This is a genomic window from Pseudoalteromonas spongiae UST010723-006, from assembly GCF_000238255.3.
Classification (GTDB): Bacteria; Pseudomonadota; Gammaproteobacteria; order Enterobacterales; family Alteromonadaceae; genus Pseudoalteromonas; species Pseudoalteromonas spongiae.
The window spans coordinates 2,530,563-2,545,863 of sequence record NZ_CP011039.1 but is presented as its reverse complement, the minus strand read 5'-3'; the positions used below and the strand labels follow the sequence as shown (position 1 = coordinate 2,545,863).

Sequence of the window (15,301 nt, the reverse complement as noted above, 5' to 3'; positions counted from 1 at the left end):
TTTTTTCTAAATTCAACTGTAGCCGCATAAATTACTTTTACGTAGAAACTTGCAGGCGCTTATGTAAAAACGCCTGCCATGTTTTTTAACTTGGGTTTGATTTTCTTCAACTACATGAATACCAGTGGCTACCTTGTTTTCTGACCTTTCCCCTTTTATTCGCCCTAATTAAGGCTCGCTTAACTAATTGTTCGTTGAGCATAGGAAAGGTTTGGATAATGTGCTCTGTGGTAGGTGGGTAGCCATCCCAGTGTTTAAGATCTTGGATTGTTTCGATGATTCTTTTATCTGTTAATCGCTTCATATCACTGCTCTTCTTTTAGGTAAGCATTTGCAAAAAGTTTCAGATAGCATCAGCAGAGCCTCACGTTTTTCTGGCAAGAAAGAGTACTTGTTATAGATGTGCTGCATCTTTGGGAGTTTATGGTTTAAGCAAATCTCAGCGACCTGATCGGATACGCCTAGTTTTGCGAGCAATGTTCTTGTTGTTCTGCGGATATCATGTGGTGCTAGTGCAAACGGTAGATTTAGATTCTTGAATGCGTGGTTTAACGTGTCGTGGTAGACATGAGGTATACGGCTTTGCTTTCTTGCCGGAAACACATACTCGCTGCCACAGGCTCTTATTTTTAGTTCATCAAGCCAAACGATGACTTGTGGTGAGAGTGGAACTAAGAACTCTCGGCGCGGTTTTGTGCGCTCCGCTGGAATTGTCCACAACAACTCGTCAAAGTCGAACTCTTCCCATCTAGCGCCTAATAGTTCCATTTTTCTAGTTGCAGTACAAAACAGCAAGCAGGTTGCTAGATAGTTATCTCTACTAAAGGCGGTGCCTGCTGCTTCGGCTATGTCGAAAAACTGTCTGATTTGTTTTTCATTTAAATAAGTATCTTTTGGCCTTTCTTCGCCGCCTGCGTCCATCGCGGTGAAGGATAGGGCTAGGTTATGACGAATTAAATCGAGCTTAACAGCATGTTTAAATAACGCCTTCAGTAAATAAAGCGATTTATTTGCTATCGAAGGTCTCGGTGCTTTTGTTCGTGTGCCTTTTTTGATTTTCTGCAGTACATCCGAAATCTCCAAGCCATTTATCTCCGATATACTTCGCTTGCCCAATGGCTTTTTTAGATTCATTTCATAAAGACGCTTTAAACGCTCAGCATGTGAGTAGCGTGATTCGATGATGGTTTCAAAGTAGTGCTCAAATACGGCATCTAAAGTCTGTCTTGCTTGATGTTCAGCTCTTCGCTTTTCCATAGCTGGATCAATATCGTTAGCTAGCTGGTGGCGAAGAGCCACTGCTTTCTGCCTAGCTTCTTTCAGAGAAAGTGCAGGATATGGCCCGATGGTGATAATGGCTCGCCGACCATTTATCTGATAGCGGAATTTAAAACTGGCATATCCCGATTTGGTCAATGAGAAAAACAGGCCATCCTTATCTCCTATTCCCCGAACAGGGGCGGCCTTTTTAATGATAGATTTTAGTTGCGCTTCGGTTAACATTTATATCCTCCAAAATAATAGGGTTATTTGGACGACATTGGTGACTCGGCTAGTGGGTCACCACTCGGGTCACCACCGAACTAACACTCGCACTACCACTTTTTTGTATTTTTGGCCTAAATTATTCAATATAATTTGGACGCTAAAAACACAAAAGCCCAGTATGACTGGGCTCTGGCGGAGGTGTTTGGATTCTAATGGATATTATTCTATATTTTGAATTTGCTCACGCATTTGTTCAATTAGTACTTTTAACTCAACAGCTGCGTTGGTTACTTCAGTATTGATAGACTTTGATGCGAGTGTATTTGCTTCACGGTTAAACTCTTGCATCATAAAATCTAAACGGCGGCCGCATGCGCCACCTTTTTTCAGGATTTTACGGGTTTCTTTAACGTGCGATTGCAGACGATCAAGTTCTTCAGCAACATCTTGCTTTTGTGCAAGATAAATCAGTTCTTGCTCAAGGCGGTTTTGGTCAATCTCTGCTTTTAACTCTTCTAAACGGTTCGTTAATTTTTCACGCTGCCATTTCATTACTTCAGGCATTTGTCCGTTTACAATTTCAACTTGATCAATAATCGCGGTTAAACGGGTATCTATCATGGTTTCAAGGTTTGCACCTTCCGAACCACGCGCATCAATAAAATCAGAAACAGTTTTATCAAAACCACTTAGCAATTCTGTTTGCACTGAATCCATATCCATTTCTTCAGCTTCCATAACACCTGGCCAACGCAGAATGTCCATCGGACTGATTTCGCCATCAATTTGTTCTTGTAGCCAAGTTGCATTTTTCATAATTTGCTTAGCTAACGCTTGATTGATTTTCATCTCGCCAACATGCGCAGGGTTGGCATTAAACTTAAGTGACACTTCTACTTTACCGCGCTGCAATTGCTTGCGTAGTTTTTCACGGATAACAGGCTCTAGTGCTCTAAATTGTTCCGGTAGACGAATAAAGGTTTCTAAGTATCTTTGGTTAACAGAGCGAATTTCCCAAACGCCGTTACCCCAGTCACCTTTAACTTCATGGCGAGCGTAGGCTGTCATACTATGGATCATGTGCGGTTTCCTAAGTTTTTAGAAATGATAATTTATGCTTGGTCGCATTATAGCGGAAGTTGTTAAGCAGCTTACAGTAAATTTTATCTGATAAAAATATAAAGACTGTGCCTTTTATGACTTTTCCCATAGCGATTCGAACAATTAGTTCTTATAATATGCCAAATCTTGAATAGTGAGGATATCCAATGCGTCCTAGTGAACGAACGCCTAACCAAATTCGCCCAGTTTCTTTTACTCGTAATTATACAATGCATGCTGAAGGTTCAGTATTAGTTGAGTTCGGCAATACCAAGGTATTGTGTACTGCAACAGTTGAAGCAGGCGTGCCGCGCTTTATGAAAGGGCAAGGTAAAGGTTGGATCACGGCTGAATACGGTATGTTACCGCGTTCAACTCACAGCCGTTGTGGTCGTGAAGCTGCAAAAGGTAAACAAGGTGGCCGCACTATGGAAATCCAACGTCTGATTGCACGTTCGTTACGTGCAGCAGTTGACTTAGCTGCGCTTGGCGAAAATACAATCACTATTGATTGTGATGTTATTCAAGCTGATGGTGGTACACGTACTGCTTCAATTAGTGGTGCATGTGTAGCATTAGTTGACGCACTTACCTACATGCGTACCAAAGGCATGATCAACGCAAATCCACTTAAGCATATGATTGCTGCAATTTCGGTAGGTATTTATAACGGTGAAGCGGTAACGGATCTTGAATATTTAGAAGATTCAGAAGCTGAAACGGATATGAATGTAATTATGACTGAAACAGGTAAGTTTATTGAAGTGCAAGGTACTGCTGAAGGCGAACCGTTCTCTTATGATGAATTAACTGACTTACTTGAATTAGCTAAGCATTCAATTCGCGAAATCATCGATATGCAAAAGCAAGCGTTAGCGTAATAGGTTACAACATGAAAGATTATCAAAAAGAGTTTATTGAATTTGCACTTGAGAAGCAGGTGCTTAAGTTTGGTGAGTTTACACTAAAGTCAGGTCGTACTAGCCCTTATTTCTTTAATGCAGGTTTATTCAATACTGGTCGTGACCTTGCACGTTTAGGTCGTTTTTATGCAGCAGCATTACAAGACTCTGGTATTGACTTCGATGTGTTATTCGGTCCTGCATATAAAGGTATTCCAATTGCAACAACAACCGCAGTTGCATTAGCAGACCATCATGACCGTGATATGCCTTACTGCTTTAACCGTAAAGAGAAAAAAGATCACGGTGAAGGTGGTACATTAGTAGGCTCTGCACTTGAAGGTAAAATCATGCTGGTGGATGACGTAATCACGGCAGGTACAGCTATTCGTGAATCAATGGAAATCATCGCAGCAAATGGCGCTGACTTGTCAGGTGTTCTGATTGCGCTTGATCGTCAAGAAAAGGGTAAAGCTGAATTATCTGCAATCCAAGAAGTTGAACGCGACTTTAATACACAGGTCATTTCAATTGTAAAATTAGCTGACCTAATCACCTACCTTGAACAAAAGGGTGATATGTCAGAACACTTAGCTTCGGTTAAAGCTTATCGCGACCAATACGGTGTAGCTTAATTACATAATAATTTGATATAAAACCCCGATAATCGGGGTTTTTTTATGGATAAATAAAATGAGCGAAATAAATAAACCAAACGGCGGTGGATTACAGCGCGTATTTAAAGCCAGCTATTGTTCTTATTTAGGTATTAAAGCAGCAATAAAAGAAGAAGCGGCTTTCCGTCAAGAATTGTTTTTAGCACTTGTTATGTTTCCAGCATCATTTTGGTTGGCTCAAGACTTGATTCACTGGGCTGTGTTAGTTTCAGTGCTGCTATTAGTATTAATAGTAGAATTATTAAATTCAGCAATTGAAGCGTTAACTGATCGCGTAAGCACAGAAAGACATATTTTATCTGGTCGCGCAAAAGATATGGGCTCAGCTGCGGTTACGTTTTCACTATTAATCGTCGGTATCGTCTGGGGTGTAAGTCTTTATATAAAGTTCTTTGCTTAATTTACTATGGTGTAAAATTAGCCACTTCTTAAGTTATCAAGCTTTAAAAGTGATAAATATGTAACGAAAGTTGCAATTTATAGGTGTTTTGTACGTATTTCACCCAAACGATCCAAAAAACTAAAAAAAGTTTGAAATAGGGGTTGATCCAAATTCGGATCTCTCTATAATGCGCCTCCACCAACACGGGGAATGACGCAGCATAGCAGCATAGCAGCGAATCACGAGTTGGTTGAGTCAAGTAAAACTGAGTTTTGAAACTTTCTTAAAATAAAAAGAAAATAATCAAAATTAAGTGTTGACAAAAAATTAGGAAAGCGTAACATACGCAGCCCTAACAGCGACGAAGCGTCGCGGCAAGTAAAGCACTTGCAGCGTTCTTTAAACAGCCTTGAGCTGAGAACGTAGTTCTTTAACAAGTAGAAGCAATCATCTGTGTGGGCACTCGTACAGATTAAGTTCTAACATACGCTTTTAGCGTAACTAAATTTAGACTTAATTGAACTGAGTGACCAACGGAAATAAACATAGTTTATTTCAGCACAGTCAATTCGATATCTTTACGATATCAAAATCAGAATTCATTGAGTCGGACGTAAGTCCAAAAACACTTTTAATTGAAGAGTTTGATCATGGCTCAGATTGAACGCTGGCGGCAGGCCTAACACATGCAAGTCGAGCGGTAACATTTCTAGCTTGCTAGAAGATGACGAGCGGCGGACGGGTGAGTAATGCTTGGGAACATGCCTTTGGGTGGGGGACAACCATTGGAAACGATGGCTAATACCGCATAATGTCTACGGACCAAAGGGGGCTTCGGCTCTCGCCTTTAGATTGGCCCAAGTGGGATTAGGTAGTTGGTGAGGTAATGGCTCACCAAGCCGACGATCCCTAGCTGGTTTGAGAGGATGATCAGCCACACTGGAACTGAGACACGGTCCAGACTCCTACGGGAGGCAGCAGTGGGGAATATTGCACAATGGGCGCAAGCCTGATGCAGCCATGCCGCGTGTGTGAAGAAGGCCTTCGGGTTGTAAAGCACTTTCAGTTGTGAGGAAAGGTTAGTAGTTAATACCTGCTAGCTGTGACGTTAGCAACAGAAGAAGCACCGGCTAACTCCGTGCCAGCAGCCGCGGTAATACGGAGGGTGCGAGCGTTAATCGGAATTACTGGGCGTAAAGCGTACGCAGGCGGTTTGTTAAGCGAGATGTGAAAGCCCCGGGCTCAACCTGGGAACTGCATTTCGAACTGGCAAACTAGAGTGTGATAGAGGGTGGTAGAATTTCAGGTGTAGCGGTGAAATGCGTAGAGATCTGAAGGAATACCGATGGCGAAGGCAGCCACCTGGGTCAACACTGACGCTCATGTACGAAAGCGTGGGGAGCAAACGGGATTAGATACCCCGGTAGTCCACGCCGTAAACGATGTCTACTAGGAGTTCGGTTTTTCGGAACTGTCTTCCAAAGCTAACGCATTAAGTAGACCGCCTGGGGAGTACGGCCGCAAGGTTAAAACTCAAATGAATTGACGGGGGCCCGCACAAGCGGTGGAGCATGTGGTTTAATTCGATGCAACGCGAAGAACCTTACCTACACTTGACATCCAGAGAACTTACTAGAGATAGTTTGGTGCCTTCGGGAACTCTGAGACAGGTGCTGCATGGCTGTCGTCAGCTCGTGTTGTGAGATGTTGGGTTAAGTCCCGCAACGAGCGCAACCCCTATCCTTAGTTGCCAGCGATTCGGTCGGGAACTCTAAGGAGACTGCCGGTGATAAACCGGAGGAAGGTGGGGACGACGTCAAGTCATCATGGCCCTTACGTGTAGGGCTACACACGTGCTACAATGGCGCATACAGAGTGCTGCGAACTCGCGAGAGTAAGCGAATCACTTAAAGTGCGTCGTAGTCCGGATTGGAGTCTGCAACTCGACTCCATGAAGTCGGAATCGCTAGTAATCGCGAATCAGAATGTCGCGGTGAATACGTTCCCGGGCCTTGTACACACCGCCCGTCACACCATGGGAGTGGGTTGCTCCAGAAGTAGGTAGCTTAACCTTAGGGAGGGCGCTTACCACGGAGTGATTCATGACTGGGGTGAAGTCGTAACAAGGTAGCCCTAGGGGAACCTGGGGCTGGATCACCTCCTTATACGATTTAGAACTTTTTGTTCGAAGTGTCCACACAGATGATTGTTAGCTAAGCAATAGCTTAGTTAATTTGCTCTTTAAAAATTTGGAAAGCTGACAAACTTTAAATTAAGTACTTACTTGTAAGTGCATTATTTAATTTAGAGTTCTCAAAATAAAGTAAAGAAAATTATGCCGCATAACGAAAGTTATGTTGGTATCTACTTTAGTATTCAATATTTAACTTCTGGCGGAGTTAAAAACTGTCTTTAGCAATACAAACCATTTTGGGTTGTATGGTTAAGTGACTAAGCGTATACGGTGGATGCCTTGGCAGTTGGAGGCGATGAAGGACGTATTAACTTGCGATAAGCCTAGTCAAGCTAGTAAAAAGCGCTTGAGACTAGGATTTCCGAATGGGGAAACCCACCACTTAGTGGTATCACTTACTGAATACATAGGTAAGTGAGGCGAACCGGGAGAACTGAAACATCTAAGTACCCCGAGGAAAAGAAATCAACCGGATTCCGAAAGTAGCGGCGAGCGAAATCGGATTAGCCCTTAAGCTGTAATGTAGTTAGTGGAACATTCTGGAAAGTTTGACGATACAGGGTGATAGTCCCGTACACGAAAACTTATTTACAGTGAAATCGAGTAGGTCGGAGCACGTGAAACTTTGACTGAATATGGGGGGACCATCCTCCAAGGCTAAATACTCCCAACTGACCGATAGTGAACCAGTACCGTGAGGGAAAGGCGAAAAGAACCCCTGTGAGGGGAGTGAAATAGAACCTGAAACCGTATACGTACAAGCAGTAGGAGCAGATTCGTTCTGTGACTGCGTACCTTTTGTATAATGGGTCAGCGACTTATATTCAGTAGCGAGGTTAACCATTTAGGGGAGCCGTAGTGAAAGCGAGCGTTAACTGCGCGTTTAGTTGCTGGGTATAGACCCGAAACCCGGTGATCTAGCCATGGGCAGGTTGAAGGTCAGGTAACACTGACTGGAGGACCGAACCGACTATCGTTGAAAAGCTAGCGGATGACCTGTGGCTAGGAGTGAAAGGCTAATCAAACCGGGAGATAGCTGGTTCTCCCCGAAATCTATTTAGGTAGAGCCTCGGACGAATACTATTGGGGGTAGAGCACTGTTAAGGCTAGGGGGTCATCCCGACTTACCAACCCTTTGCAAACTCCGAATACCAATAAGTAATATCCGGGAGACACACGGCGGGTGCTAACGTCCGTCGTGGAGAGGGAAACAACCCAGACCGCCAGCTAAGGTCCCAAAGTGTATGTTAAGTGGGAAACGATGTGGAAAGGCCCAGACAGCCAGGAGGTTGGCTTAGAAGCAGCCATCCTTTAAAGAAAGCGTAATAGCTCACTGGTCGAGTCGGTCTGCGCGGAAGATGTAACGGGGCTAAACATACCACCGAAGCTGCGGCTGCGAATTTATTCGCGGGGTAGGGGAGCGTTCTGTAAGCTGTTGAAGGTGTACCGGGAGGTATGCTGGAGGTATCAGAAGTGCGAATGCTGACATGAGTAACGATAAAGCGGGTGAAAAACCCGCTCGCCGGAAGACCAAGGGTTCCTATCCCATGCTAATCAGGGTAGGGTGAGTCGACCCCTAAGGCGAGGCCGAAAGGCGTAGTCGATGGGAAACGGGTTAATATTCCCGTACTTGGAATAATTGCGATGGGGGGACGGAGCAGGCTAAACAAGCATGGCGTTGGTTGTCCATGTGAAAGTATGTAGGCTGGAAACTTAGGCAAATCCGGGTTTCTAAGGCTGAGATACGAGACGACACTCTACGGAGTGGAAGTTGTTGATGCCATACTTCCAGGAAAAGCCTCTAAGCTTCAGATTATTTCGAATCGTACCCCAAACCGACACAGGTGGTCAGGTAGAGAATACTAAGGCGCTTGAGAGAACTCGGGTGAAGGAACTAGGCAAAATTGTACCGTAACTTCGGGAGAAGGTACGCTCCTATCTGTGATGAGACTTGCTCTCTAAGCGGACGGGAGTCGCAGTGACTAGGTGGCTGGGACTGTTTATTAAAAACACAGCACTCTGCAAATTCGAAAGAAGACGTATAGGGTGTGACACCTGCCCGGTGCCGGAAGGTTAATTGATGGGGTTAGCTTCGGCGAAGCTCTTGATCGAAGCCCCGGTAAACGGCGGCCGTAACTATAACGGTCCTAAGGTAGCGAAATTCCTTGTCGGGTAAGTTCCGACCTGCACGAATGGTGTAACCATGGCCACGCTGTCTCCACCCGAGACTCAGTGAAATTGAAATCGCAGTGAAGATGCTGTGTACCCGCGGCTAGACGGAAAGACCCCGTGAACCTTTACTACAGCTTGGCACTGAACATTGACCCTACATGTGTAGGATAGGTGGGAGGCTTTGAAGCACAGTCGCTAGATTGTGTGGAGCCGTCCTTGAAATACCACCCTTGTAGTGTTGATGTTCTAACATAGGCCCCTGAATCGGGGTTGTGGACAGTGCCTGGTGGGTAGTTTGACTGGGGCGGTCTCCTCCCAAAGAGTAACGGAGGAGCACGAAGGTTTGCTAAGTACGGTCGGACATCGTACGGTTAGTGTAATGGTAGAAGCAAGCTTAACTGCGAGACAGACACGTCGAGCAGGTACGAAAGTAGGTCATAGTGATCCGGTGGTTCTGAATGGAAGGGCCATCGCTCAACGGATAAAAGGTACTCCGGGGATAACAGGCTGATACCGCCCAAGAGTTCATATCGACGGCGGTGTTTGGCACCTCGATGTCGGCTCATCACATCCTGGGGCTGAAGTCGGTCCCAAGGGTATGGCTGTTCGCCATTTAAAGTGGTACGCGAGCTGGGTTTAGAACGTCGTGAGACAGTTCGGTCCCTATCTGCCGTGGGCGTTTGAGAATTGAGAGGGGCTGCTCCTAGTACGAGAGGACCGGAGTGGACGAACCGCTGGTGTTCGGGTTGTGATGCCAATTGCATTGCCCGGTAGCTACGTTCGGAATCGATAACCGCTGAAAGCATCTAAGCGGGAAGCGAGCCTCGAGATGAGTTCTCACTTTAACTTGAGTTAACTGAAGGGCCGTTGAAGACTACAACGTTGATAGGCGAGATGTGGAAGTGCTGTGAGGCATTAAGCTAACTCGTACTAATTACCCGTGAGGCTTAACCATACAACGCCAAAGTGGTTTATAACCCGCAGAAGTTGAATAGATTAAGATACTAAAGTAGACATTTACTTAAAAAAAGCTTTCCAGATTTAGATTTAAGACAAGCTCTTAAGTCAACCAGATTTGCTTGGTGACTATAGCGTTTTGGAACCACCTGACCCCATGCCGAACTCAGAAGTGAAACGAAACAGCGTCGATGATAGTGTGGGTTCGCCCATGTGAAAGTAGAACATCGCCAAGCTCCTAATTAAAAGAAAGCCTCAACATTATGTTGAGGCTTTTTTGCGTTTGAGGCACTAAAGAATTTTAGAATTAAGCAGCTAGACTTCAGAATATTGCTGAACCCTGAACCCTGAACCCTGAACCCTGAACCCTGAACCCTGAACCCTGAACCCTGAACCCTGAACCCTGAACCATTTAACGATATTAGATGTAAGATATTTCCTACTTTGCTGCACGAAAGCGGCTTTTTGTTCTTGGTAATCTCCTGAGTTAAAACTCTAATCTTTTGAATTAATAGGCTTTTTATAATTGTTACAAAGTGGTTACAGTTAGTTGTTGAATTTAAATGCTTTTGCTTTGATCTAGATTAATTACACTATAAGTATTGAAAGGCTAGGGAGAGGCTGACAAATGGAACATTTTGAACAAGATATTAAAGGTATAGAAGAAAATAGGATTCGCTTTTATACCGCCTGCCTAGAAACATTTTCTCAATTTGATTATAACGATCCTTATTTAGAGCAGATCAAGCAAGATATTGAACGTCTTAAAAACAAGTCTTGCCAAAAAGATTAGTGTACAGCGAGTTTGGGGACTCGTTTCAGCCAAGGCTCACGCCTTGGCTTTTTTATTTCTAATTGCCTGTTTAACAGTAAATAATTGTAAAAATATGATGTGATAACTATCTATTTTATTGATTTATATATGATTTAATTTGAACTTGTTTGCTGGACAACAAACTGATAATTCCATATGTTAGTGAGTTAAATATACTCTAGGGAATTATCATGATTAAAAAAGCACTCGCACTTGCTGTGTGCACAGCTTTAGTTGGCTGTGGCGCTGAAAAAAGTGAAGAATCGGTTCAAGTTGAAAAGAAAACAGAGCAAACGGTAACACAAGCAGCTTTGACTTATCCTGAAACTAAGAAGGGTGAAGTTGTAGATACTTACTTCGATACGCAAGTTGCTGATCCATACCGTTGGTTAGAAGACGATATGAGCGAAGAGACAGCACAGTGGGTTAAAACGCAAAATAAAGTAACGTTTGACTACCTTTCTCAAATTTCTTACCGCGACAAGCTAAAAGAGCGTTTAACTAAGTTAATGGATTATGAAAAAGTAAGTGCACCTTTTAAAGAAGGTAAATACACTTACTTTTACAAAAATGATGGCTTACAAAACCAATATGTTATTTATCGCCAAGTTGAAGGTGGTGAGCCGGAAGTTTTCCTTGATCCAAACACATTCAGTGACGATGGTACAACTTCTTTAGCGGGTATTACTTTCTCTAAAGATGGCTCATTAGCGGCATATCAAATTTCTGAAGGCGGCAGTGACTGGCGCAAAGTTATTATTATTGACGTTGAAACTAAGAAGCAAATTGAAGACACCTTAGTTGACGTTAAATTTAGTGGTCTTTCTTGGGTTGGTAATGAAGGCTTTTACTACTCAAGTTACGATAAGCCAGAAGGCAGTGAGCTGTCAGCGAAAACAGACCAGCACAAACTTTACTTCCATAAGTTAGGCACAAAGCAAGCTGACGACAAAGTTGTGTTTGGTGGTACAGATGCACAGAAGCATCGTTATGTTGGTGGTTATGTAACTGAAGACGATAAATACTTATTAATCTCAGCTGCAGTATCAACGTCGGGCAACAAACTTTTCATTAAAGATTTATCTAAACCAGATAGCAAGTTAGAAACCATTTTAGACCACACTAACTCAGATACTCAGGTTATTGAGAACGAAGGTTCAAAGCTTTATTTAGTAACTAACCTAGATGCACCAAATAAACGCATTGTAACGGTTGATGCTGCTAAGCCAACACCAGATAACTGGAAGGACTTAATCCCTGAAACTGAAAACGTATTAAACGTTTCAACGGGTGGTGGCTACATTTTTGCACGTTACATGGTTGATGCAATTTCCAAAGTACAGCAATACGACAAGAGCGGTAAGCTTGTTCGTGATATCGAACTACCAGGTGTAGGTACTGCAGGTGGTTTTGGCGGTGAGAAAGAAGATAAAGAGCTGTACTATTCATTCACTAACTATAAAACACCAGGTACAACATTTAAGTTTAATGTAGAGACTGGTAAGAGCGAAGTGTACCGCAAGTCAGGTGCAGACTTCGATCCTGCGCAATTTGAGTCTAAGCAAGTATTCTATAAGTCAAAAGATGGTACAGAAGTACCGATGATCTTAACGTATAAGAAAGGCTTAAAGCTTGATGGTTCTAACCCAACTATTTTATACGGTTACGGTGGTTTTAACGTAAGCCTAACACCACGTTTTAGCCCAACGCGTGCGGCATGGTTAGAGCAAGGTGGTATTTACGCGGTTGCGAACCTTCGTGGTGGCGGTGAATATGGTAAGAAATGGCATAAAGCGGGTACGCAACTACAAAAGCAAAACGTATTTGATGACTTTATCGCTGCTGCTGAGTATTTAATTGCTGAAAATTACACATCGAGCGAAAAGCTAGCGGTAAATGGTGGCTCTAATGGTGGCCTACTTGTAGGTGCAGTTATGACACAGCGCCCTGAGCTATTTAAAGTTGCGTTACCAGCGGTAGGTGTATTAGATATGCTTCGTTACCACACATTCACAGCGGGTGCTGGTTGGGCGTATGACTATGGTACAGCAGAACAAAGCAAAGAAATGTTCGAGTACTTAAAAGCCTATTCACCAGTTCACAACGTGAAAGAGGGTGTTGAATACCCAGCTACTATGGTAACAACGGGCGATCATGATGACCGCGTAGTACCAGCGCACTCATTTAAGTTTGCAGCTGAGCTTCAAGACAAGCAAGCAGGTGCTAACCCTACACTTATCCGCATTGAAACTAATGCAGGCCATGGTGCGGGTACGCCTACAAGCAAAATCATTGAACAATATGCTGATATTTATGGCTTTACACTTTACAACATGGGTGTGAAAAAGCTGTAACCAGGACTATTATTGATACACGAAAAAGCGCAAACTTGTTTTGCGCTTTTTTTTGCATAAAACTCAGAATTCTTTGGCTTAGATCATTGCCACCTATGGCTTGCTAATTTAGACTTCTATACATCTAACGAATTAGGACTTATCCATGTTTGCATTACCTGAAATAAATCTCAAAGGCAAAGTGTCAGATGAAGAATGGCAGTTACGCGTTGACCTTGCAGCTTGTTACCGTTTAGCACATTACTACGGCTGGGACGATACTATTTATACTCATATTTCAGCTCGCTTACCTGGTAAAGATGAGTATCTAGTAAATGCGTTTGGTTTAACCTTTGACGAGATTACGGCATCAAACTTGGTAAAAGTAAACCTACAAGGTGAAATCCTTGATGACTCGCCGTTTGAGATTAACCCAGCAGGTTTTACCATTCACAGCGCGATTCACGAAGTGCGTCACGATGCGCAATGTGTTATTCATTTGCATACCAACGAAACCATTGTGGTTTCAAGCTTAGAGAGCGGCTTAAAGCCAATTTCACAGCATGCAATGTTCCCACTGAGCAATATTGCATACCACGGTTACGAAGGCCTCGCGGTAAATGCTGAAGAAAAAGCTCGCCTGCAAGCTGATTTAGGCAGTGCACATACGTTAATGCTACCAAATCATGGTGCATTAACCTTGGGCCCTTCGATAGGCGAAGCCTTTATGCGTTGGGCTGATTTACAACGTGCTTGTGAAATTCAAGTGATGGCATTTTCAACTAGCCAGCCACTTATTGCCATTGATCAGAAAATTTTAGATACGGTAAAAGATCAGCAAAACAAAGTGCATACAGGTAGTACAGGTGGTCAAAAATCTTGGCCAGCAATGCGTCGTTTAGCGTATCGCATCGATCCTAGTTTTACCGAATAATTAGTAAACAAACATCAAAGTACTTCACAGGTTTGAAGTACTTTTAAGTCTCTGAATCTTTGCAAAGTGCAAAGTAAAAATTAAACGTTTGGCAACAATAATTAGGAGCCCAACAAATATGAAAATAACTCGCGTCGAAGTGTTTGATACCCATTGCCCTGAGCGTCCGCAGTGGAACCCCGTTTTTGTTCGCATTCATACGGACGAAGGGATCTCAGGTATTGGTGAAGCAGGTCTTGCTTATGATCTAGGCCACAGTGCAGCAGTAAATATGATTAAAGAATTTGCTGAAGCGTTTTTAATTGGTTTTGACCCTTTCCAAACTGAAAAATTATGGTCGCGTATGCTGCGCGAAAGTTTTTGGGGTTTAGGTGGTGGCCCAGTAGTTTATGCTGCGATGAGTGCGATTGATACTGCACTTTGGGACATCAAAGGTAAAGCCCTAAACTTACCTGTTTACCAACTGCTTGGCGGTAAGGTAAATGACAAGCTTCGCACTTATGCATCGCAATTACAGTTTGATTGGGATGATGAGTTTAAAGCGCTAGTGCAACCGCAAGAATACGCAGAAGCCGCATTAAAAGCGATTGCTGAAGGTTATGACGCGGTTAAAGTTGACCCAATCATGTATGACAAAGATGGTAATACTTACTACGAGCGCACTAAGATAATTTCTCGTGGCGAAATGAAGCTTTACCGCGCACGTATGGCAGCTATTCGAGAAGCGGTTGGCGATGAAGTGGATATTATTTTTGAATGTCATAGCTTACCAGGTGCAACAACGGCGATTCAGCTAGGTGAAATCGCTAAAGAGTTTGATTGCATGTATTACGAAGAGCCAGTGAACTACTTAAATCACTCGCTGCACGCTAAAGTAGCCGACAAAGTAGCGGTGCCAATTGCCGGTGGCGAGCGTTTATATAATCGTTGGGGTGTACGTCCATACCTTGAAGATCAAAGTGTTGATGTATTACAACCTGATATTGGTTTGTGCGGTGGTTTTACTGAGACCAAAAAAGTATGTGACTACGCGGATATTTTTGATGTGCGTATTCAAACGCATGTATGCGGCGGCCCTGTTGCAACTGCGGCATCTCTGCACCTTGAAACAGCTATTCCAAACTTTTTAATTCACGAGCATCACACCTATGCAATTAAAAAGTGGAACCGCGAATTATGTATTCAAGATCCGCAGCCAAAAAATGGTTTCTTCGAAGTATCAGAGGCACCAGGTATTGGCATTGAGCTAAACGATGAAGTAATTATGAAATCGCCACGTATTGAGATTAAATAAAACTGTAAACTAAGCTCATTATAATCAGGAATACCTAGCTGTTAGATTGGCGT

9 protein-coding genes and 3 rRNA genes are annotated in these 15,301 nt (G+C 43.3%); 10 read left to right on the top strand and 2 right to left on the bottom strand.

Annotated features, from left to right (window positions below; genetic code table 11):
- Positions 1-300: 300 nt before the first annotated feature.
- On the bottom strand, positions 301-1,503 hold the full coding sequence (locus tag PSPO_RS11780) for a tyrosine-type recombinase/integrase (protein WP_010561978.1): 1,203 nt from the start codon (positions 1,501-1,503) through the stop codon (positions 301-303).
- Positions 1,504-1,707: 204 nt separating this feature from the next.
- On the bottom strand, positions 1,708-2,568 hold the full coding sequence (locus PSPO_RS11775) for a YicC/YloC family endoribonuclease (RefSeq protein ID WP_010561977.1): 861 nt from the start codon (positions 2,566-2,568) through the stop codon (positions 1,708-1,710).
- A gap of 188 nt (positions 2,569-2,756) precedes the next feature.
- Here PSPO_RS11775 and rph point away from each other — a divergent pair, with 188 nt between their 5' ends.
- From rph to PSPO_RS11730, 10 genes are all read left to right on the top strand, one after another.
- Positions 2,757-3,470 carry a ribonuclease PH gene (rph, locus tag PSPO_RS11770; protein ID WP_010561976.1) on the top strand — a complete coding sequence of 238 codons (714 nt, stop codon included), beginning with the start codon at positions 2,757-2,759 and terminating at the stop codon, positions 3,468-3,470.
- A gap of 11 nt (positions 3,471-3,481) precedes the next feature.
- Positions 3,482-4,126, top strand: coding sequence for an orotate phosphoribosyltransferase (gene pyrE, locus PSPO_RS11765; RefSeq protein WP_010561975.1), 645 nt, complete (start codon positions 3,482-3,484; stop codon positions 4,124-4,126).
- Between the two features lie 58 nt (positions 4,127-4,184).
- Positions 4,185-4,568, top strand: a complete 384-nt coding sequence (locus PSPO_RS11760; protein WP_010561974.1) for a diacylglycerol kinase — start codon at positions 4,185-4,187, stop codon at positions 4,566-4,568.
- Between the two features lie 614 nt (positions 4,569-5,182).
- Positions 5,183-6,715 (top strand): 16S ribosomal RNA (locus PSPO_RS11755).
- Positions 6,716-6,991: 276 nt separating this feature from the next.
- Positions 6,992-9,871, top strand: a 23S ribosomal RNA gene (locus PSPO_RS11750).
- Between the two features lie 123 nt (positions 9,872-9,994).
- Positions 9,995-10,109: ribosomal RNA gene (gene rrf / locus PSPO_RS11745) — 5S ribosomal RNA — on the top strand.
- Together the 16S, 23S and 5S rRNA genes form the textbook arrangement of a ribosomal RNA operon.
- A gap of 392 nt (positions 10,110-10,501) precedes the next feature.
- Positions 10,502-10,666: a hypothetical protein gene (locus tag PSPO_RS21660; RefSeq protein ID WP_158523446.1), complete on the top strand. Its 165-nt coding sequence runs from the start codon at positions 10,502-10,504 to the stop codon at positions 10,664-10,666.
- 332 nt (positions 10,667-10,998) lie between these two features.
- A complete protein-coding gene (locus PSPO_RS11740) occupies positions 10,999-13,041 on the top strand; it encodes a prolyl oligopeptidase family serine peptidase (protein WP_010561973.1) in 2,043 nt (680 codons plus the stop codon).
- Between the two features lie 145 nt (positions 13,042-13,186).
- On the top strand, positions 13,187-13,954 hold the full coding sequence (locus tag PSPO_RS11735; RefSeq protein WP_010561972.1) for a class II aldolase/adducin family protein: 768 nt from the start codon (positions 13,187-13,189) through the stop codon (positions 13,952-13,954).
- 118 nt (positions 13,955-14,072) lie between these two features.
- Positions 14,073-15,248: a mandelate racemase/muconate lactonizing enzyme family protein gene (locus tag PSPO_RS11730; RefSeq protein ID WP_010561971.1), complete on the top strand. Its 1,176-nt coding sequence runs from the start codon at positions 14,073-14,075 to the stop codon at positions 15,246-15,248.
- The last annotated feature ends 53 nt before the right edge of the window (positions 15,249-15,301 follow it).